17 protein-coding genes and 1 riboswitch are annotated in these 20416 nt (G+C 31.6%); of the genes, 3 read left to right on the forward strand and 14 right to left on the reverse strand.

The genetic code is table 11. The annotated features are described in order from the left end of the window. Positions 1–65 precede the first annotated feature (65 nt). The 5 genes from RDK80_RS01540 to RDK80_RS01560 form a co-directional block, all read right to left on the reverse strand. Positions 66–953, reverse strand: a complete 888-nt coding sequence (locus RDK80_RS01540) for a DegV family protein (RefSeq protein ID WP_308523300.1) — start codon at positions 951–953, stop codon at positions 66–68. A gap of 35 nt (positions 954–988) precedes the next feature. Further along, the gene (locus tag RDK80_RS01545) at positions 989–1678 is read right to left on the reverse strand and encodes an SGNH/GDSL hydrolase family protein (protein ID WP_158220166.1); all 690 of its coding nucleotides are present in this window, start codon (positions 1676–1678) and stop codon (positions 989–991) included. 17 nt (positions 1679–1695) lie between these two features. After that, on the reverse strand, positions 1696–2481 hold the full coding sequence (locus RDK80_RS01550; RefSeq protein WP_308523301.1) for a hypothetical protein: 786 nt from the start codon (positions 2479–2481) through the stop codon (positions 1696–1698). Further along, the gene (locus RDK80_RS01555) at positions 2481–2813 is read right to left on the reverse strand and encodes a PadR family transcriptional regulator (protein WP_094903600.1); all 333 of its coding nucleotides are present in this window, start codon (positions 2811–2813) and stop codon (positions 2481–2483) included. Before RDK80_RS01555 ends, RDK80_RS01550 begins: the two co-directional genes overlap by 1 nt. Positions 2814–3001: 188 nt before the next feature. Beyond that, complete coding sequence (locus RDK80_RS01560) at positions 3002–3610, reverse strand: ECF transporter S component (protein WP_094903598.1); 609 nt, start codon at positions 3608–3610, stop codon at positions 3002–3004. Positions 3611–3754: 144 nt separating this feature from the next. Further along, positions 3755–3874: riboswitch (FMN riboswitch) on the reverse strand. 127 nt (positions 3875–4001) lie between these two features. On the opposite strand from RDK80_RS01560, the gene RDK80_RS01565 reads away from it, so the two are divergent. From RDK80_RS01565 to lpdA, 3 genes are all read left to right on the forward strand, one after another. After that, the gene (locus RDK80_RS01565; protein ID WP_094903596.1) at positions 4002–4433 is read left to right on the forward strand and encodes a MarR family winged helix-turn-helix transcriptional regulator; all 432 of its coding nucleotides are present in this window, start codon (positions 4002–4004) and stop codon (positions 4431–4433) included. A 77-nt stretch (positions 4434–4510) separates the two neighbouring features. Beyond that, a complete protein-coding gene (locus RDK80_RS01570) occupies positions 4511–4864 on the forward strand; it encodes a carboxymuconolactone decarboxylase family protein (RefSeq protein ID WP_094903594.1) in 354 nt (117 codons plus the stop codon). 20 nt (positions 4865–4884) lie between these two features. Further along, positions 4885–6585: a dihydrolipoyl dehydrogenase gene (gene lpdA / locus RDK80_RS01575; protein ID WP_308523302.1), complete on the forward strand. Its 1701-nt coding sequence runs from the start codon at positions 4885–4887 to the stop codon at positions 6583–6585. A 66-nt stretch (positions 6586–6651) separates the two neighbouring features. Here the strand turns inward: lpdA and RDK80_RS01580 are convergent, their stop codons facing one another. From RDK80_RS01580 to RDK80_RS01620, 9 genes are all read right to left on the reverse strand, one after another. Further along, entirely contained in the window at positions 6652–7773 is a 1122-nt protein-coding gene (locus tag RDK80_RS01580; protein ID WP_308523303.1) for an ATP-NAD kinase family protein, read from the reverse strand. 108 nt (positions 7774–7881) lie between these two features. Continuing rightward, positions 7882–9039 (reverse strand): amidohydrolase, encoded by a 1158-nt coding sequence (locus RDK80_RS01585; protein ID WP_094903592.1) that lies wholly within the window; start codon positions 9037–9039, stop codon positions 7882–7884. 138 nt (positions 9040–9177) lie between these two features. Beyond that, positions 9178–11277 (reverse strand): Tex family protein, encoded by a 2100-nt coding sequence (locus RDK80_RS01590; RefSeq protein ID WP_308523304.1) that lies wholly within the window; start codon positions 11275–11277, stop codon positions 9178–9180. A gap of 472 nt (positions 11278–11749) precedes the next feature. Next, positions 11750–12857, reverse strand: a protein-coding gene (gene prfB, locus RDK80_RS01595) for a peptide chain release factor 2 (RefSeq protein ID WP_255374505.1) whose coding sequence is annotated in 2 segments (ribosomal slippage) — positions 11750–12781 and positions 12783–12857 — 1107 coding nt in all. Because the reading frame shifts where the segments join, the coding sequence is not laid out codon by codon here. Between the two features lie 112 nt (positions 12858–12969). Then, positions 12970–15708, reverse strand: a complete 2739-nt coding sequence (gene secA / locus RDK80_RS01600; RefSeq protein WP_094903590.1) for a preprotein translocase subunit SecA — start codon at positions 15706–15708, stop codon at positions 12970–12972. Positions 15709–15838: 130 nt separating this feature from the next. After that, a complete protein-coding gene (hpf, locus tag RDK80_RS01605; protein ID WP_216554935.1) occupies positions 15839–16372 on the reverse strand; it encodes a ribosome hibernation-promoting factor, HPF/YfiA family in 534 nt (177 codons plus the stop codon). 717 nt (positions 16373–17089) lie between these two features. Beyond that, the gene (locus tag RDK80_RS01610; RefSeq protein ID WP_308523305.1) at positions 17090–18643 is read right to left on the reverse strand and encodes an ABC transporter permease; all 1554 of its coding nucleotides are present in this window, start codon (positions 18641–18643) and stop codon (positions 17090–17092) included. Next, positions 18618–19391, reverse strand: coding sequence for an ABC transporter ATP-binding protein (locus RDK80_RS01615; RefSeq protein WP_094903584.1), 774 nt, complete (start codon positions 19389–19391; stop codon positions 18618–18620). Before RDK80_RS01615 ends, RDK80_RS01610 begins: the two co-directional genes overlap by 26 nt. A 99-nt stretch (positions 19392–19490) precedes the next feature. Beyond that, positions 19491–20416: sensor histidine kinase (locus RDK80_RS01620; protein ID WP_308523306.1), on the reverse strand; the 926-nt coding region annotated here is incomplete at its 5' end.

Genomic DNA, 20416 nt, shown 5'->3' on the forward strand with positions numbered 1-20416 from the left:
ATATGATTAATACTATGCTATAATAGCAAATGTTAACTAATCCATGGAGGAATAATCGTTTAAAATTAATCTATTCTCTTATCTCCTAAGAAGAAAAGAGCAACTGTGCCAGGGCCTGTATGAGAACCTATTACGGTACCTACACTGTTAATCATTACCTTCCCCTTTAGATTAGGGAACTTTTCTTCAATTAAATCAGCAACCATACGTGCATCATCATAACATGCAGAATTGGATATAAAACATTTACCTGAATACTCTATCCCATTCTCTGCATGTTTCTTCATTTTTTTCACTATTTCTGCAATTACATGCTTCTTCCCACGAATTTTTTCACGGGAAATCAACTTTCCATCATAGCTCATATTTAATAAAGGACATATATTTAATAGATTCCCTACAACTGCAGATGTAGCAGATATACGACCACCACGTTTATAATGCGTTAAATCAGTAGAGAAAAACCAATGATGTACATTTAATTTATTTCCCTCTAACCATTCATAAACCTCTTCAATACTTGAACCTCTATCTCTCATATCAGCAGCTAAATCAGTAAGTAATCCATAACCTGAAGAAGCACCTAGAGAGTCAACAATCATAATTTTCTGTTCCGGATACCTAGATAATAATTCTTCCTTTGCCATACATGCTGAATTATAAGCACCTGATAAACCTGTAGAAAGAGAAATATGCAAAATATCTTTTGACTCCTTAAGAAAAGGTTCAAAAAGATCTATAAACTCTCCTACATTTACCTGAGAGGTAGTAGGCATTGCTCCCCCCTCAATTCTACTGTAAAATTCTTCAAAAGACATAGTCTGACCGAGATCATCTATATATTCTTTCCCGTCCATGTTGAAATGAAAAGAAGCAAAAGGTATATCCCTTTTTAAAAAATATTCATAGGGCATATCTGCTGTAGAACAACATGTTAAAACAAATTTAGACATATTTAACACTCCTTCCATAATTATAATTATTAATTTTAATAACCAATAGTAAACATATACTGCTCTCCAATGGTCTTATAAATTAGCTCATATCCAGCATCGTTGGGATGAATACCATCAGAGCATAAAAAATCACTATAATTATTATATTTCAAAAATGCAGAACGTATATCAATTATTGGAACACCCATTTTATTAGCCAATAACATAACTTCTACATTATACATTTCTTGCCACCTATAAATCATATTAACATCACCAAGCCATTGCAATATACCTCTCTCATTTAAATCCTTAGAGATCCAATTAAAATATCTCTTAGGATCAAGAGGTGGAAGATTAATCATTATTGGACTCCCACCGTTATTACGTATTTCTCCAATTAAACTCTCATATAATCTTCTAAATTCAATAATCGGTGTATTAGGAAAATGTTCTTTTTCTGGATTCTCGGCTATTTCTTTCCAATTAAAGTCACAGTCATTACCGCCTAATTCTAAAAAGACATTTTTATATTTCATAATTTCAGTTGCATGTCTCTTAATATTTGATAAACCCTTTGAAACAGTGCATCCAAACATAGAATAGTTTCTAATATTTATTTCTTCCAACCCAAATATTTTCTCTAAATTCATTTTAATTACCTTATATCGACTTGTTTCAGACTGTAATACTATGCCTTTGCCAATCGAATCTCCAAAAACACAAATATCTATAAGACTCATAATTAGCACCTCTCCCTTTAATCCATTCTTTTATTTCTACCAATGTGGAATATAATTGATATCAATGATAAATAAAGCACATATAGAACCCAAGCAATACTCCAAATCTTAAATTTCATTGATATGAATAAATATAAAAATGTTGTTAATATAAATCCTGAAGCAAAAAGTCGAATATCTTTTTCTACAATTGATATATGCTTTCTATTTACTATATAATCTGTTATTATGTAGAAAAATACTATAATTATAATTATTAGCCAACTACGGTTCCATATATTTTTTGAATATACTATAGATAAATATAATGATGGAAATACATAGATTAATGGTATTAAACTAATATAGATAAATGCTATACCCCATCTTCCGAGTGCTTTGAAACTAAACAATTTAGCATATTCATATAAGCTTATTGAAAAATATACTAAATATATAAAAGAACCCCCTACAACAATTAGCCATGTTTTATTAAAAGATTTTAAAATAATCACGCTTACAAAAAAATATATAAATGTCAGTATAATGAAATAAAATGTAGTAAATGAGCCTATATTAACAAGGGTTTTTTTCAATGCTCCAAGAGAACTACCTTTTTCTACTTCTCTAATTGCTTCCTTATAATCAGCCGTCATTTCAGTTGCCCTCTTATAAGACTCTTCCTGTGTAATCCCCATATTTAAACAATCATTATATTTATCTAGCATTATGGAGTATAACTCATCACGAACTTCCAGAATCTCCTTTGTTTTAGGGTATAGCAGAAACTTCCTATTTATATATCTTTTTAATTTTTCCTCCATTATAGCCCACTCCCAATCAAATTATTCATAATAATAGTTATTTCCTTCCATTCATTGACTTTCTGAATATATATTTCCCTACCTTGGGGGGTAATTCTATAATATTTTCGCCTTGCACCGCTTTCTTCGTTTCCCCAATAACTTGTAATTAATTTATCTTTTTCCATACGTTTGAAAGCAGTATAAACTGTAGCATCTTTAATATCTATTAATCCTTTTCCGCGCTCTATAATAGTTTTCATAATTTCATAACCATATGAATCATTCTCCATAAGAATGGCTAAAATGATAGTTTCTGTATTTCCTCTCAAAACCTCGCTTGAATAACTCAATTTATCTCCTCCGATACCTAATCAGGTTAGATATATTGTAACCTTATTGCCAATACATGTCAATATATATAATCCTCACTTGAAATGTACTTTTACCTTTAAAAAATTGCTAACTTGACTTTTATTGAAATTCATTGATGAGAAGTTAAAATGAAAAAAATTGATAGAGAACATTCTCTATCAATTTTTTATTTATGAAGTATAGGTGATACTCTTTTATATATTAATAATGTCAATGCTGTTATCATAACACCTTTTAGTAGATTAAAAGGTACTACTGAAATTAGCATCATGGTTTTTAAATCCGTTATATTTTTGTTTATTGCAGTACCCATATCTACAAATACTTGTATATCCTGCCCCATTAGCTTTGCATATAGGGGAAACATTATAAAGTAGTTTGCAAGAGTAATAACTATAGTCATGATTACAGTTCCTAATAATAGCCCTACTACAGCTCTTCCAAAGGTCTTCTTCTTATAATATACAAACCCTGCTGTATAAGCAAATGCAGAACCTACTACAAAATTAGCCAATTCTCCTACTCCACCAGTCGTGCTTCCTTCGATTAAAACATTTAATACATTCTTTAAAAGTTGAATTATTACTCCTGCCATAGGTCCTATGGCAAAGGAACCAATTAAAGATGGTAAGTCACTAATGTCAATCTTCATAAATGTTGGCGCTAAAAATGGCATTGGAATTTCAAAAAACATAAGAATAAAAGAAATTACTCCAAGCACAGAAATCTTTACCATGGTTTTAGTATTCCATGTCTCTTTACTTAATGTGTACATAAAATCCCTCCAAAAGTTTTATTTTCTCGGGATTATCGCAGTTTTGCAACTCAAATCTATTTGCTCACTGTGTTAGGTCATAAAAAAATCCCGAAGAAAATCTCCGGGGTCCAAAAATAGACTAATCAAAATAATTTAAGTCTACTACATCTTCTTCCATCCAGACTGTAACTGTCGGCCTTGGAATCTAACCAAGTCAACCGAATTTATCGGTTCGCGGGCTTTACCGCCGGTGAGGACTTACACCTCCCCCTGAAGATATATCTTAATTTAATTATAAATCTCCATATATCTATTGTCAAGTATTAAGCATCCTCAAAATATAATACTCCCCTCTTTCACAAAACCTTAATCATAGGTTATAATATATATAGATAGGAGAGTGTTTATATTGTTTGATTTAGATGCATGTATTTCTTTTATTACCAATAAAGCAGCTAAAAAAATGGCAGATGAATTCAATGATAGATTGATGAAATTAGGCATAACCAGGGTCCAATGGATAGCCCTTTATTATTTGGGTAAATATGATGGAATCAATCAAAAGGAATTAGGAGATTTAATGGATATAAAGGAATCCACAGTTGCCAGATTAATAGATAGAATGGAAAAGGAAGATTATATTCTTAGAACTAAGGATAAAAATGATAGAAGAATAACTATCATTTCGTTGACAGATAAAGGTAAACATTACAGGGAAGAACTATTACCAGAAGGCCAAAAGATGGCAGATACTTTCACTATGGATATTTCAGAAGAGGAAATTCAAATATTTTTGAAGGTAATAGAAAAAATCTTATTAAATATAGGTCAAAAATTGTGAAAATTTTGTTGACCTATTATATTATACTTGCTATACTAAGTATTAGTATAGCAAGTATAATATAAGGAGGAATTTAAATGTCCAAAGGTCCAAGAGATTATTTAAATGAGTTTATTAACGGTTTACAAGATGTAGGTATTAGTAATGAAAAGCATTTAGGTGCATTCATGAATTTATTAGGCACTACTTATGAAGACGGCGCCCTTGATACTAAAACAAAGGAATTAATAAGTGTTGCAATTGGTGCTTATAATCGTTGTGAATACTGTATAGCCTTCCATGTTTATAAGGCATTAGAAAGCGGTGCTACTAGAGAGGAAATTATGGAGGCCGCTATGGTGGCAGTAGCTTTCGGTGGAGGTCCTTCTATGGCATACTCTTCAACCTTACTTAAAGCCAGCATAGATGAATTTGAAAACGATTTCAAATAATAGGATTGGGAGGAAGTAAAATGATTCTCGAAGTCAAGTTTGAAGGCTTAAATGGAATTAAGAAGGGTAAGGTTACTAAGATTTATAAAAAACCTGGAGATAGCATAGACCCAAATACTCCTTTACTTGCAATAGAAGTAAATAAAACAACAATGGATTTAGATGTGAATGTAAAGGGAGTTATTAAAGATATAAAAGTAAAATTAGGAGCAAATCTAAAATTAGGAGATATTTTGGCAGTAGTAGATGGAGAAGAAGTTCAGATTGAAAAGAAAGAAGAACCTTCCTTTGACTATTTTAAAGGTTTAATAAAGCCTAAAGAAGAAAAGCTAGATGCTAAAGTAGCTATAATAGGTTCAGGTCCCGGTGGTTATGTGGCTGCTATTAGGCTGGCTCAATTAGGGGCAGATGTAATCCTTGTTGAAAAAGATAGCATAGGGGGAACATGCCTAAACAGAGGATGTATACCTACAAAGTCTTTGGTAAAATCTGCAGATGTCTTTAAAAATATTAAGGAATCTCACAACTATGGCTGCAAGGTTGAAAATTATAGTCTAGATATTAATGAGGTAATCTCCAGAAAAAATCAAGTTATTACTCAATTAGGAGAAGGAATTAGTCATTTATTGGAAAAAAACAATATTAAATTTGTTAAAGGCTCTGGTGAAATCTTAGATAAGAATACTGTATTTGTAAAAACCAAATATCTAGAAACTACAATAAAAGCAGAATATATAATTATTGCAACAGGCTCAACTACGAGTAAATTACCGATACCGGGAATTGACTTAGATAATGTATTAGGCAGTACGGAAATAATGGAAATAAATGAACTTCCAAAGGAAATGGTAGTAATCGGCGGTGGAGTAATAGGAATGGAGTTCTCATTTATCTTCAATACCTTTGGTACAAAAGTATCTGTAGTGGAATTCATGGATAGACTTTTACCCGGTCTAGATGAGGATGTATCTCAAGAAATAGAAGAAATTGCTGAAAATAAAGGAATCAGTATATATACTGGTTCTAAGGTAGAAGAAATTATTCAGGACGAGAAGGGAAGATGTATTATTACCTTTACTAATAATGGAAATAAAAAATATTTAACCACAGATAAAGTGCTGATATCAATAGGTAGACAACCATATTTAGATAACCTTGGTATCGATAAATTAGATATGGAATTAAATGATAATAGACGTGGTATAAAGGTTAATGAAAAAATGATGACAAGTATTCCAAATATCTTTGCTGTCGGAGATGCTACTGGAACAATACAATTGGCTCACATAGCTTCTACTCAGGGTGTTGTAGCTGCTAATAATATAATGGGTATAGAAGATAATATGAATTATAATGTTGTGCCAAGTGCTATATTTACAGATCCTGAAATCGCAAGTGTAGGAATTAGTGAAAAATATGCCCTAGATAATAATATGGATATAGAGATAGGAAAGTTCCCTATTGCCTCCAATGGAAAGGCTTTAACATTAGGAGTTTCAGAAGGCTTCGTAAAAATTATTGTTGATAAATCCACTAAGGAAATACTTGGTGCTTCTATAGTAGGTCCAAATGCTACAGATTTAATCAATGAAATATCTATAGCAATGACTAATAAACTTAAGGTAGAGGATTTAACTAAAACAATCCATCCTCACCCAACTACCTCAGAAGCCATATTTGAAGCTCTACTGGACTCAAGCGGAATATGTATACACAATTAATTAGCTTCTAAAAATAAAAAGGCCCTAAATGAAATTTGTATTCCAATTTAGGGCCTTTTTTCATAGCTATAATCCTTCTACCTTTTCTATAGACTCAGCATAATAGGTATTTATAACCTTCATATATCCATTGAACATACTATTTACCTCTTCATTTCCTGTATCAACCAGAAGTGGTCTACCCTCCAGAGCTAAAATTTTATTCTTAGGTGCTACTATTCGGATATTTTCTTTCCCTACTCTTTTGATAACCTCTGCACTAATTTGCTGATTACCTCTTCCAAAGATATAACCCTGACCACCTATAACAGTTACAACTATTTTAGCCTTATATCCGCTGATTATATCTAGAATCTGCTTTTCATTTACATCAGAAGCTATCAATTCCTTATTTTTTACTATATCTATCCCTAATAAAGTATTAGGTAAATTTAGATTTTCCATAATAGGTCGAGTTGATGTTCCAGAACCTATTATAAAGAAAGTATCTGGTTCTTCTTCCATTTCCTCGATAATTCTATCAGCAATTCCATTTAGAGCCTCTTCTTCTGACCCTAATCCACCGCCTGATTTAGTTGTTTGAATTAATTTTGGTTCTAGCGGGATTCTCATATATCCATATAGTCTTGCCGTTACCACACCTTCTCTAAAAGCATCTTCATCTATATCCATTACTTCAGCTTCTATTGTCTCCATATGTTCATCTTGAAGATATTTAAAAGCAATTTCTCCTGCCGCCTTTGGGTGGTTCGCATAAACTCCGGAGTGAATTTTAACTCCTGCCGGTATTCCTACAACTGGCACCCCTGTACCAATGGCAGAATAAATATTTCTAGCAGTACCATCTCCGCCAGCAAATAGTATTAAATCTACTCCTTTCTCAACCATCTTTTTTGCAGCTTCCTCTGTGTCCTTAGGACTAAAATTATTCTTTTCAGTTTCTAATACTATTGGTTCGAATCCTATGTCATTTGCCTCTTCTTCACCCATATTTCCTGGATAGGTGTATATCTCCAGTTCATCTTTAAGAGGTAATAGAACCTTTAATGCCTTTTTGGCCTTATCTGGAGATTCTGGTACTGCTCCAAGGGTTCTAGCCTTTTCTAGAACTTCAGGTCCATCTGTCCCCTTTAATCCTACTCTGCCTCCCATACCTGCAATAGGATTAACTATAAATCCTAGCTTCATATAAACACCTCCAAAATGCAGTGAATAGCTAATAGTGAAAAGTGAATAGTTAAAAAGATTAAAACGCTTTGTATTTTCAACTATTCACTCTTAGTTATTCACTATTCACTATCTTTTATAAACTACTTCTCCATTAATTATTGTAGCAAAGGTTTTACAGTCTATGTCTTTTAATGGATTTCCATCAAATATAGCAATATCTGCATCTTTACCTACTTCAATACTTCCTATTCTATCTTGTAACCCTACTATTTCAGCAGCATTTATTGTAATAGCTTTTAACGCTTCCATTTCAGGAAGTCCTGCATTGTGAGCAAGTCCTGCACATAATGGCAGATGCTGTAAAGGTATTACTGGAGAATCTGTAATTATTGCAAATTTAACTCCTGCTTCGTTTAATATTCTAGGAGTATCAAAAGATTTGTTTTTTAATTCAAATTTAGATCTATTACCAAATGTTGGTCCTACTATAGCAGGTTTTCCTTCCTTAGCTAGTTGGTCAGCTATTAAATGACCTTCTGTACAGTGGTCTAGTGTAATATCTACATCGAATTCTTTAGCTATTCTAATAGCTGTAAATATATCATCAGCCCTATGAGCATGAGCCTTTAAAGGAATTTCCTTCTTAAGAACTGGTATTAGAGCTTCCATCTTCATATCATAATCAGGCATTTTTGAAGGTTCTTCTGCTCTTTCTTTCTTTTCTAGATAAGTCTTTGCCTTAAATAGAGTATCTCTAAGTATTGCAGCTGTAGCCATTCTAGTCATAGGAGATTTGCTTTGAGCATTATATACTCTTTTTGGATTTTCACCAAAAGCTATCTTCATAGCCACTGGGTCTTTTATTATCATATCATCTACTCTATTTCCATAAGTCTTTATAGCTACAAAAGTACCACCTATTACATTTGCACTACCTGGACCAGTTATAGCAGTAGTTACTCCACCTTGGTATGCTTCTTCAAATGAAATATCCATAGGATTGATACTATCGATTGCCCTTAACTGAGGTGTTATAGGATCTGTCATTTCATTTCCATCGTCACCTTCAAATCCTATACTTTCTTCCCACATTCCTAAATGACAATGAGCATCGATAAATCCTGGAGTTACCATTCTACCTTCAGCATCAATTACCTCTGCATCTAGCGGGGCAATTATATCTTTCCCTACTTCTACTATCTTACCCTCTTTTATAAGTATTGAACCATTTTCTATTACATCTCCTGCCATAGTGTATATTGTACCATTTTTAATAAATATCACTAAAATTCCCCCTTATTTTTATTTCGTTACCCTAAATAATATTATATATTTTATATTCTGATTATTCAATGATTATTTACGGGCGAGCAAAACTCGCTCCCTATAATTATGAATTATGAATTGTAAACTGTTAATTGCCTAAGCTTCCTTCATACTTAAAGCGATTCTTCCTCTTTCCATATCTACTTCCACTATTCTAACTTTAACTATATCCCCTACTTTAACAACTTCCTTAGGATGCTTAATAAATCTATTAGAAAGTTGGGATATATGAACTAAGCCGTCTTCTTTTACTCCTATATCCACAAAGGCACCAAAGTCTACTACATTTCTTACAGTACCACTTAGTACCATATCTTTCTTCAAATCTTCTATTTTAAGAACATCTTGCCTCAAAATAGGTTTCGGCATCTCATCTCTAGGGTCTCTCCCTGGCTTTTCAAGTTCTTTGATTATATCCTCAAGGGTTGGAATCCCAATATCTAATTCCTCTGATATCTTTTCTATTTCTCCTTTAGAGTAATCCATCTTAAGTAGCTTTTCTGCTACCTCATAGGATTCTGGATGAACTCCTGTATTATCTAAAGGATTATCACCTCCAGGGATACGCAAGAATCCTGCACATTGGACAAAAGTCTTTTCTCCTAATCCCTTTACCTTGAGGAGTTCTTTCCTGCTGGTAAACTTACCCATTTCTTCTCTAGCTTTAACTAAACTATTTGCAACTCTAGTAGATACTCCAGCTACATATTTTAATAGAGATGGAGATGCAGTATTTAAATCTACTCCTACACTATTTACACAATCCTCTACAACTCCTGTAAGAGCTTCATCAAGTTTCCCTTGGTTTAAATCATGCTGATATTGTCCTACACCAATATGTCTTGGTTCAATTTTCACCAATTCTGCCATAGGATCTTGCAGCCTTCTTCCAATAGATACAGCTCCTCTAATGGATACGTCTAAATCTGGAAATTCTTTTATTCCTACTTCTGATGCAGAATATATTGATGCTCCTGCTTCACTAACTATTATATAGGAGACTTCTCTGTTTACTTCCTTTAACATTTCAGCTACTACCATTTCAGTTTCTCTAGATGCTGTACCATTTCCAATGGATATTATGTCTACACTATACTCTTGGATTAACGCTTTTAACTTAATCTTTGTTTCCTCTATCTTATTTTGAGGCTCTGTAGGATACACTGTAATATAATCTAGCATTTTGCCTGTTTCATCAACTACGGCAACCTTACATCCAGTTCTAAATCCAGGATCTATTGCCATTACGGTTTTTCCTTTAATTGGCGGCTGAAGCAATAACGGTTTTAAGTTTATTGCAAAAACCTTTATAGCTTCCTCTTCAGCTCTTTCTGTTAAGTTATTTCTTATTTCTCTCTCTATTGAAGGAAAGAGTAGTCTCTTATAGCCATCATCCACCGCTCTTTGTATGTAAATTGCAGTATCTTTGCTTTTATCTTTTATCAGTCTATCTCCTAGTAACTCTATTAAATCAACACCATCTATATTTAATGCAACCTTTAACTTTTTATCCTTTTCTCCTCTATTTATAGCTAATATTCTATGATTTGCTATGGCTTTTACAGGCTCTTTATAATCATAATACATCTCATATACAGTTTTTTCTTCCTTGTCTACTCCTTCTACTACTAAAATTCCCTTATCATTAATAATTTTCTTAATGATTTCCCTATTATCCGGATCATCAGATACTATTTCAGCAATAATATCCATAGCACCAGCTAAAGCTTCTTCTTCGTTATTTACTCCCTTTTCTTCATCTATAAAGCTAATTATTCTATTTTTAAATTCTTCCTTATCTAAGGATTGAGTAAATATGATTTCTGCAAGAGGCTCCAAGCCTTTTTCCTTTGCAATAGTAGCTCTAGTTCTTCTCTTTGGTCTAAATGGTCTGTATAAATCATCAATTCTTTGGAGTGTTTCTGAATCTATAATTTCTTTTCTCAGTTCATCAGTAAGTTTTCCCTGCTCATCAATAAGCCTTATAACTTCTTCTTTTCTTGCCTCTAGGTTTCTTAAATAAGTTAACCTATTTGATAAATCTCTTATAACAACGTCTTGTAACTCTCCTGTCTGTTCCTTCCTATATCTGGCTATAAATGGTATAGTATTACCTTCATCTAATAATTCCACTGTATTTTTTACTTGATAAGGTTTTAATTTAAACTCATCAACAAGCACTTTTAAAATATCCATATTCATCTTCCCTCCACTTAATTATCGCAGTCTCGAAACACAAATTTATTTGCAACCTTGCTTTGCTCCGCAGGATATAATTCAGTAGTCCTGTAAGGGCTCTCAGATTCGCATAGATTTGGTCCTAACGGACACTCTCAATAATAAATTCTATTCGTTGCCTTTTCGTCCAATAAGTACTAGCCAATTGTAGACAAAACGAACAGCGAAGCGAACGTTAGTGAGCGTAGCAAGTGTTGCGTTTGACCTACCTACAGTTCACAACCTCTATTTACCCCATAGGGCTTAATTTAGTGGTGTCCGATAGGATCTACGTTCACTGGGTTAGGTCATAAACGAACTTTCCTATTATTAATTATTCGACGTAAAATCAAAAATTCCTCTTTTACTATAAAAAAGCTTTAATAACAAGCAAAGTCTTAAATCCCAAAGTTAAATTAATGTTTGATACTTTACGATTAAAAAGCCCTTTTTATGAAAGGGCTTTTTGTTTTAAATATTCATTTATGAAAATATCAATATCTCCATCCATTACACCATATACATCTCCAACTTCTGCATTGGTTCTATGATCTTTCACCATACTATATGGGTGGAACACATAAGACCTTATTTGTGATCCCCAGCCTATTTGATTATAGCTGCCCTGAAGGTCTTCTATTTTTTCTTTTTGCTCTTCTTCTTTTAATTGTACTAACTTAGCCTTTAGCATATTTAAAGCAGTGTGCCTATTACTGATTTGAGATCTTTCATTTTGACATTGAACTATGATACCCGTGGGAATATGTGTAATTCTCACCGCGGAGTCTGTTGTATTTACGTGCTGACCTCCAGCACCACCAGATCTATAAGTATCTATTTTTAAATCTGAAGGATTAATCTCAATATTTACTTCATCATCTAACTCTGGATATACATCTATACTAGCAAAGGATGTATGCCTCTTTCCAGCAGAGTCAAATGGAGATATTCTTACTAATCTATGAACTCCTTTTTCAGATTTTAAATATCCATATGCATTATATCCCTTTATAAGTAATGTAACAGATTTTATACCACCCTCAGTATCTGCTAAAAGATCCAAGGTTTCAACTTGAAATCCTTTTTGCTCTGCCCATCTTCGATATAACCTTAAGAGCATTTCAGCCCAATCTTGAGCTTCCAATCCTCCTGCTCCAGAGTGTATCGAAAGAATCGCATTATTCTTATCAAACTCACCGGATAATAGGGTACTTAATTTGAATTCATCTGCCTTTATGGACAATTCCTTAAGTCCTGTTTCTATTTCCTTATACATATCATAAGCTTCTTCTTCAAGGACTAAATCTATTAACGTTTCTAAATCCTCTATTGCTTCTATCAAATCATCATACTCTTTAACTTGATTTTTCAAGGACTTAATTTCCTGCATGGTTTTTTGGGCTTTATCTATCTCTTTCCAAAAATCCTCTTCATAGGATTGCTGCTCTAAATCAATAACCTTATCCCTAAGTCCTTGGATGTCAAAGTGAAACACCCAATTCTTCAACAGTCTCTTTTATTTCATTAAGTTTTTCTTTATCTAAATAAATATCCTGCAATATATCACCCCATTTTTTTAGTTAATAGTGAAAAGTGAATAGTGAAAAGTTTTTAGTAGATGTTTAGGGTCTTTTGTCTTTTAACTATTCACTATTAGTTATTCACTATTAACTACTCATTCTGTCCACAGCATTTCTTATATTTCTTTCCACTGCCACATGGACAAGGATCATTTCTTCCTACTTTTTTCTCTTTATTTACAATAGTTTTGCTTATTTCATCTGCATTGGTAGATACAGGTTCTGCTACTTTCTTTCTTTGAACCTTTTCAGGATTTTCTACTTGATAGAGGAATCTTACAGTATCTTCCCAAATACTATGGGTCATTTCATTAAACATATCAAATCCTTCATTCTGATATGCACGAACAGGGTCCTCTTGCCCATATGCTCTAAGACCAATTCCTTGTCTTAACTGATCCATAGCATCTATATGATCCATCCATTTACTATCTACTACTTGAAGCAAAACTACTCTTTCTACTTCTCTAAATCTTTCTTCACCAAAATCTAATTCCTTAGCTTTATATTTTTCTTCAGCCTTTTCAATTATTTTATCTATTAATGCTTCTTTTGTAATACTTTCTATATCTGTGAAAGATAAGAATTTTTTATTGATATCGAAAAGATTCATTACATAATTTTCTAATCCCTCTAGATCCCACTCCTCTGGATATTTACTCTGTCTAGTATATATTTCAATATTATCCATTACTAGAGATTTAGCCATCTCCTGGATATGAGATCTTAAATCTTCTCCCTCTAATACTTTTCTTCTTTCTCCATAGATAACTTCTCTTTGTTTATTCATAACATCATCATATTTTAATACATGCTTTCTAATACCAAAGTTGTTTCCCTCTACCTTCTTTTGGGCATTTTCTATGGATTTTGTAAGCATTGAATGTTCCAAAGGCTCATCTTCTGGCATTTTTAAACCATCTATTAGATTAATTATTCTTTCTCCACCAAATAATCTCATCAAATCATCTTCTAAGGATATGTAAAACCTTGAAGAACCAGGGTCTCCCTGTCTACCAGCACGTCCTCTAAGCTGATTATCTATACGTCTTGACTCATGTCTTTCTGTACCAATTATGTGAAGTCCACCAGCTTCTAATACCTTTTTATTTTCTGCATCAGTTTCTACTTTATATTTATCATGTAATTCTTGATAAGTCTTTCTTGCTGCTAGAACTTCTTCATTATCCGTATCATAGAAACTATCTACTAAAGATAAGATTTCATCTGTAAATCCTTTCTTTCTCATCTCTTGCTTTGCAAGGAATTCAGGATTACCTCCAAGGACTATATCTGTACCTCTACCAGCCATATTGGTAGCTATAGTAACCGAACCGAATCTACCGGCTTGAGCTACTATCTCTGCCTCTCTGTCATGATGCTTTGCATTTAATACTTCATGAGGAATACCTTCTTTTTTTAGCATTTTGGAAAGCAACTCTGATCTTTCAATAGTAATAGTACCTACTAATATAGGCTGACCTGTTGCATGTTTCTCCTTGATCTCTCTTACTACAGCTCTAAACTTAGCTTCTTCACTACGATAAATAACATCTGCTAAATCCTGTCTTATTACAGGTTTATTTGTAGGTATTTCAACTACGTCCATATCATATATTTCTCTAAACTCAGCTTCTTCTGTTTTAGCAGTACCAGTCATACCAGAAAGTTTAGTATACATTCTAAAATAATTTTGGAATGTAATAGTTGCCAGAGTCTTGGACTCACTCTTTACATTTAATTTTTCCTTAGCTTCTATCGCTTGATGAAGTCCATCACTATATCTTCTACCATACATAAGTCTTCCAGTAAATTCATCTACAATAATTACTTCTCCATCTTTCACTACATAATCAATATCTCTCTTCATTATAGATCTAGCTTTTAAAGCCTGATTAACATGATGAGCTATTTCCATATTTTCTATATCGGATAAATTCTCAATACCAAAGAAAGATTCTGCCTTTGCAGTACCCTTTTCAGTAATAGAGCATGACTTAGCTTTTTCGTCTATTACATAATCTACAGTTTCTTCTTTAATTTCTCTATTAAATGGATCCATCTTTTCTTCGCCAGGATCCATTATTCTACTAGTCAATGTTCTTGCAAAGCTATCAGCCATTTCATAAAGCTTTGTAGATTTGTCTCCTGTTCCTGAAATAATAAGAGGGGTTCTAGCCTCATCTACTAGTATACTATCCACTTCGTCAACTATGGCAAAATAAAGCGGTCTTTGAACCATGTCCTCTTTATAGATAACCATATTATCTCTAAGATAATCAAAACCAAATTCATTATTTGTACCATAGGTAATATCGTAATTATAAGCAGCCTTTCTTTCTTGATTACTTATACCATGAACAATACATCCAACTGTAAGACCTAAAAATTCATATACCTTACCCATCCATTCTTTATCTCTTTTGGCTAAGTAATCATTTACTGTAACTATATGAACACCTTTACCTGTTAGGGCATTTAAATATGCTGGTAAGGTAGCCATTAAAGTTTTACCTTCTCCTGTTTTCATCTCTGAGATTCTACCTTGATGAAGTATTATTCCACCAATTAATTGAACTCTAAAATGTTTTATACCAAGTACTCTATATGATGCCTCTCTCACTACTGCAAAAGCCTCTGGTAAAATATCATCAAGGGTTTCATTTTGATTTAATCTATTCTTAAATTCTAATGTCTTTTCTTTTAACTGTTGATCTGTTAATTTTTGCATCTCTCCATCTAGTGATTCTATTTTATCTACTAGAGGTGTAATCTTTTTTAATTCCCTATCGCTATAGGTACCAAATAATTTTTCAAATAGGCTCGCCATTCCAAACCACACCTTTCAACTTCAATATTACAGCTATCATATTATTTTATCACTTATTAATATTCCTTTCAACTATAAGATTGACATAAAAAAGGCAGGGTATACGTCCTGCCTTTTAAGTAATTCTATATTAAAGCTCTGGCTCTATCAATCCATAATTACCGTCTTTTCGTTTATAAACTATACTTACACCTTCATTATCTGAATCTAAGAATACGTAGAAATTATGTCTAAGTAGCTCCATTTGTAATATTGCTTCTTCTGATGACATTGGTTTTAGTCCAAATCTCTTCTTTCTTACTAGTTTTGGTTTTTCGGAATCATCCTCCATTGGTAGAGGCAATACATTTTCAAATCTAATGGTTTCATTATTTTGGTATCTTTTTTGTAATTTTGTCTTATGTTTCCTAATTTGCCTTTCTAATACATCAACTGTCTTATCAATGGATGCATACATATCGTCTGTTGATTCTTCAGCTCTAATAATAGTGCCAGGTAGGTTTATGGTTACCTCAATTATTTTCCTATTCTTTTCTGAACTGAAAGTGACATTTCCCTCAATATCTTTTTGGAAATATTTGTCCAATTTTCCTAGCTTTTTCTCTGTTACATCGCGTAATGCATCTGTTATTTCCATATTTTTTCCAGTGAAATTTAATTTCATAAACCCAGCTCCTTTCATATAAGCATTATAGATAATAGCTTATACTATTTGTTATATATATTACCCTAAAACTTAATATAATAACATTATATTAAGTTTTTTTTAATTTAAAACAAAACATAATATCCTAATTTTATTAACAATTTTTTCTGAAAAATGCATTTTGTTAATAAAATGTGAATTTAAAATTGTGGATTGTGAATTATTTCTGTGGATAATGTGTATAAGTCTGTGTAAAACTGTCAATAATTTAATTTTGTCCTTTTTTACCTGTGGATATATTATGGACAAATGGTGGATAACTATAATAATTACTTTTCTCATAGTATATCTCATTGAAGTATCTCTAAAAAATCTATTTAAAACATAATATATTCTTTATCTTATATATTTTACTAAATGCTTATTAAACCTCTGCCTAACTCCTAAAAAATATATCCCTTGCACTATAAAAAATCCAATTAATACTACAACAGATTTAGAGCCTATAATATCCTGAGAGGATGATTTTAACATCTCTATAGCTATTAAAGAATGGATTGCAGCAACAATATATGGAGTAAAGAATAAAATGGCCGTTTCAATTGTTGTAACTTTTTTTAACTCTTTATTGGATAAACCCAGTTTTGAAATATTTTTATATTTTTCCTTTTCATCATTTAGAGAACTATAAAATCTAAAATATAAAAAGCTTCCTGCTCCTATAAAGAATATTACTCAAATAAAAAATCCAATATATAATAATATATTTGCTTGCTGTAGTTCTACTTCATACATGTCTCCGGCTGTAAGGAATATAAAAGGGTCTTCGTATTTATGCTGAAATTCATTTTTCAAGGATACAGCTATCTCTCCCGTTTCCGTCCATCTTTCTGTATCATAAAGATATACTTTCTCTATATTGCCTTTTAAACTATTAAAAGTCTGGTCATCCACTACTATGATAGTATTTAATAAGCCTTGAGTAACTACATTTTCATCTATAGTATCTACTATATTAAACTTTAATCCATTCCTATCTAGATAAACTTCTGAATAGAATGCTTTTACTTTTTCCCATTCTCTCCTGTCCATATAAGAATTTATTAATACTCCTTCACTTTCATTAACATTTATATCTTTTATACCTAAGGCATATCCCATATTATTAAAGTCTGATTGTTTTATTGCATAGAAATCTTTTTTGCCTTCCATTGTATCCTTTATATATTCTATCTCGTATTTGCCATAAGAAAACCCTTTAGCTTTGAGACTTTCTTCTATTCTGGACAAATGGGTGAATTCCACTTGATTTCCTTCCATGGATACATAGGTAAAAGGAAATGGAAAGTGAATCTTAGTTGAAGAAACCTGATTAGTCTTCATTGAATAAAGTAAACCTACAGATATAAAAGTTACGGCAGAAGTGATAGACACTAAAAATAACATTCTTGCATTATCTTTTATTTTATAAGAAAGATTAGAAATCCATAGTAAATTTGTTTTATTTAAATAAATCTTTTTGTTTTTTTTCAATAGATTCAATACAAGTACACTAAATTGATTAAATAACAGTAGAGTACCTAAAACTATTAATCCCACCATTAAATAGGGAACAAAGCTTTGTGTATATCTATCTCCTGTTAAACCTAAATAGTATCCAGAACCTATCATAAAAATAGATATCAAGGCTAATGATATTGAAATTTTAGGAGCTTTCTTAGGTTTTTTTCCTGCCTTTAAAAGTTCCACTGTCTTTTCCATACTAATTAGTTTTGGTGTAATAAATGAAATCAGTATAAAAATTATAGAAAAACAGATAGTAGTCAGGGCTATAGCTTTTAATGGAAAATAAAAACCTAAATTTTCAACTCCTAAGAACTTGCTAGTGAACATCAAAAATAGTTTAGATAAAGCCAATCCAATTATCAAACCTGATAAAATAGATAAAACTCCTATCATTATATTTTCAACAAATATTAGTCTATTAAAATCTTTCTTAGTCATTCCCAATATAGTTAAAATTCCAAATTCTTTCTTTCTAGCTTTCAAAAATGTACTTAATGAATATAGTACAAATAAAAAAGCAAAGGAAAAAATTATAACCTCTCCTATAGTTAAAGCTATAAATATTGAAGACCCAGTTTCATAGGAGCTAAATAATAATGGATGGAATAAAGATATTGCAAAAGAAAAAAATATAAATACTGCAAATATACAACTAAAAAAATATGCAGTATAAGCATTCATATTTCTTTTAATATTATTAAAAGCCAATTGATGTAAAGTCATTTTTATCTCCTCCTAACAAGGAAAGAATATCCATGATTTCTTGATAGAATAATTCTCGTTTATTTCCACGATAAATTTCATTATATAGCTCTCCATCCTTTATAAATATTACCCTATGACAAAAACTAGCTGTATACGGATCATGAGTAACCATTAAAGTAGTAACCTTTTCTTTAACATTTATATTATAAAATAGTTCCATAACATCCTTAGCCGCCTTAGAATCCAAGTTTCCAGTTGGTTCATCAGCTAATAATAGACTGGGACTATTTATTATTGCCCTGGCAATTGCTGCTCTCTGAGCTTGCCCTCCAGATATTTCATAAGTTCTCTTATCCAGTATTTCTTCAATCCCTAATTTTTTCACTATTTCTTTGAGCTTTTCTTCCATCTCTTTTACTGGATATTTATCCAAAGTCAAAGGAAGTATTATATTTTCCCCTATAGTTAGGGTATCTAATAGATTAAAATCCTGAAATACAAAACCTAATTCTTTCCTTCTAAACATAGCTAATTCACTATTATTTAAATCATGAGGATTAGAACCATTAATAATCACTTCTCCTGATGTAGGTAAATCAATAGTAGATATAATATTCAATAATGTAGTCTTTCCACTTCCTGATGGTCCCATTATACCGACAAATTCTCCCTCTTCAATATTAAGGTTAATATTTTTCAAGGCTTTATAGGCGACTTTGCCTTCATATACTTTATTAAGTTTGCTTATTTTAAGTATTTCTCTCATATATGCCATTCCTCTCTTATATAATATAGCCTTATTATATTATCCCTTGAAAATATCTACTATCGACTTTTATTTCATCTATATTACATCTTTGTAATCTTAGTTAAATATTATCCTCACAGTAGTTCCTAAGTTTTCTTTCGATTCAATCTCTATATCATGAGATAATTTTTTACATACTTCTTCAACGATATATAACCCCATCCCAGTAGACTCTCCAAATCTTCTTCCATTCTCTCCAGTATAAAAAGGCTGAAAAACTCTTTTTATATCTTTTTTAGGAATCCCTACCCCTCTATCAATTATTTCTAATTTTACTTCATCCAATTCCTTATAGACTTTTATATATATTTTGTTACTTTTCATATAGGAATATTTAACACCATTTGTAATTAGTTGCTCAAGAATGAACATAAACCACTTGGAATCTGAAAAAACAGTTAAATTCTCTTGAATATCTATCTCTGGAAAAACATTATTTATAATAAAATATCTCTTCATATCATTGATAACTTGTTTTATCAAGGGCTCTATCATTATCTTATCAGCATGAAAATCATGAGTAAAAGCATCAAGCCGTGCCATATACAAAGCCATATCTAATCCTCTATTTAACTTTTCTAATTCATTCTTTATATTATCCATATAGAGCTCATTTTCATTTTCCTGTACTATTAAATTTATTACAGAAAGAGGTGTTTTCATTTGATGTGCCCATTGATTTATAAAGGTTAAATTTTCTTTTTGTTTGTCTTTATATTTTTCAATATCTTTTTGATATAATCTATATTGCTCTCTTAATAAATTATTTATTTCTATTGATAATGGAGATATTCCTAAGGAAACTAAAATCTCTTCCATATTTTTAGATTTTGACGATAATCTTTTATATAGTTCTCTATTTGAAGAATACTTATATATTAAAAAGAAAAAAAGTATAAACAAACATAAGAAAATAAAATATATCCTATTTGAAAAGCTGTCAATCCCTCCTATCCAATTATAAAAAATAAATAATATAGAAA

The sequence above is a fragment of the uncultured Tissierella sp. genome, assembly GCF_902479755.1.
Taxonomy (GTDB): domain Bacteria; phylum Bacillota; class Clostridia; order Tissierellales; family Tissierellaceae; genus Tissierella; species Tissierella carlieri.

Bases quoted from the DNA above. Each gene is read 5' to 3' on its own strand.
- RDK80_RS01540 (WP_308523300.1), bottom strand. From the start codon at position 953: ATGTCTAAATTTGTTTTAACATGTTGTTCTACAGCAGATATGCCCTAT.
- RDK80_RS01545 (WP_158220166.1), bottom strand. From the start codon at position 1,678: ATGAGTCTTATAGATATTTGTGTTTTTGGAGATTCGATTGGCAAAGGC.
- RDK80_RS01550 (WP_308523301.1), bottom strand. From the start codon at position 2,481: ATGGAGGAAAAATTAAAAAGATATATAAATAGGAAGTTTCTGCTATAC.
- RDK80_RS01560 (WP_094903598.1), bottom strand. From the start codon at position 3,610: ATGTACACATTAAGTAAAGAGACATGGAATACTAAAACCATGGTAAAG.
- RDK80_RS01570 (WP_094903594.1), top strand. From the start codon at position 4,511: ATGTCCAAAGGTCCAAGAGATTATTTAAATGAGTTTATTAACGGTTTA.
- lpdA (WP_308523302.1), top strand. From the start codon at position 4,885: ATGATTCTCGAAGTCAAGTTTGAAGGCTTAAATGGAATTAAGAAGGGT.
- RDK80_RS01580 (WP_308523303.1), bottom strand. From the start codon at position 7,773: ATGAAGCTAGGATTTATAGTTAATCCTATTGCAGGTATGGGAGGCAGA.
- RDK80_RS01590 (WP_308523304.1), bottom strand. From the start codon at position 11,277: ATGGATATTTTAAAAGTGCTTGTTGATGAGTTTAAATTAAAACCTTAT.
- secA (WP_094903590.1), bottom strand. From the start codon at position 15,708: ATGGCGAGCCTATTTGAAAAATTATTTGGTACCTATAGCGATAGGGAA.
- hpf (WP_216554935.1), bottom strand. From the start codon at position 16,372: ATGAAATTAAATTTCACTGGAAAAAATATGGAAATAACAGATGCATTA.
- RDK80_RS01610 (WP_308523305.1), bottom strand. From the start codon at position 18,643: ATGACTTTACATCAATTGGCTTTTAATAATATTAAAAGAAATATGAAT.
- RDK80_RS01615 (WP_094903584.1), bottom strand. From the start codon at position 19,391: ATGAGAGAAATACTTAAAATAAGCAAACTTAATAAAGTATATGAAGGC.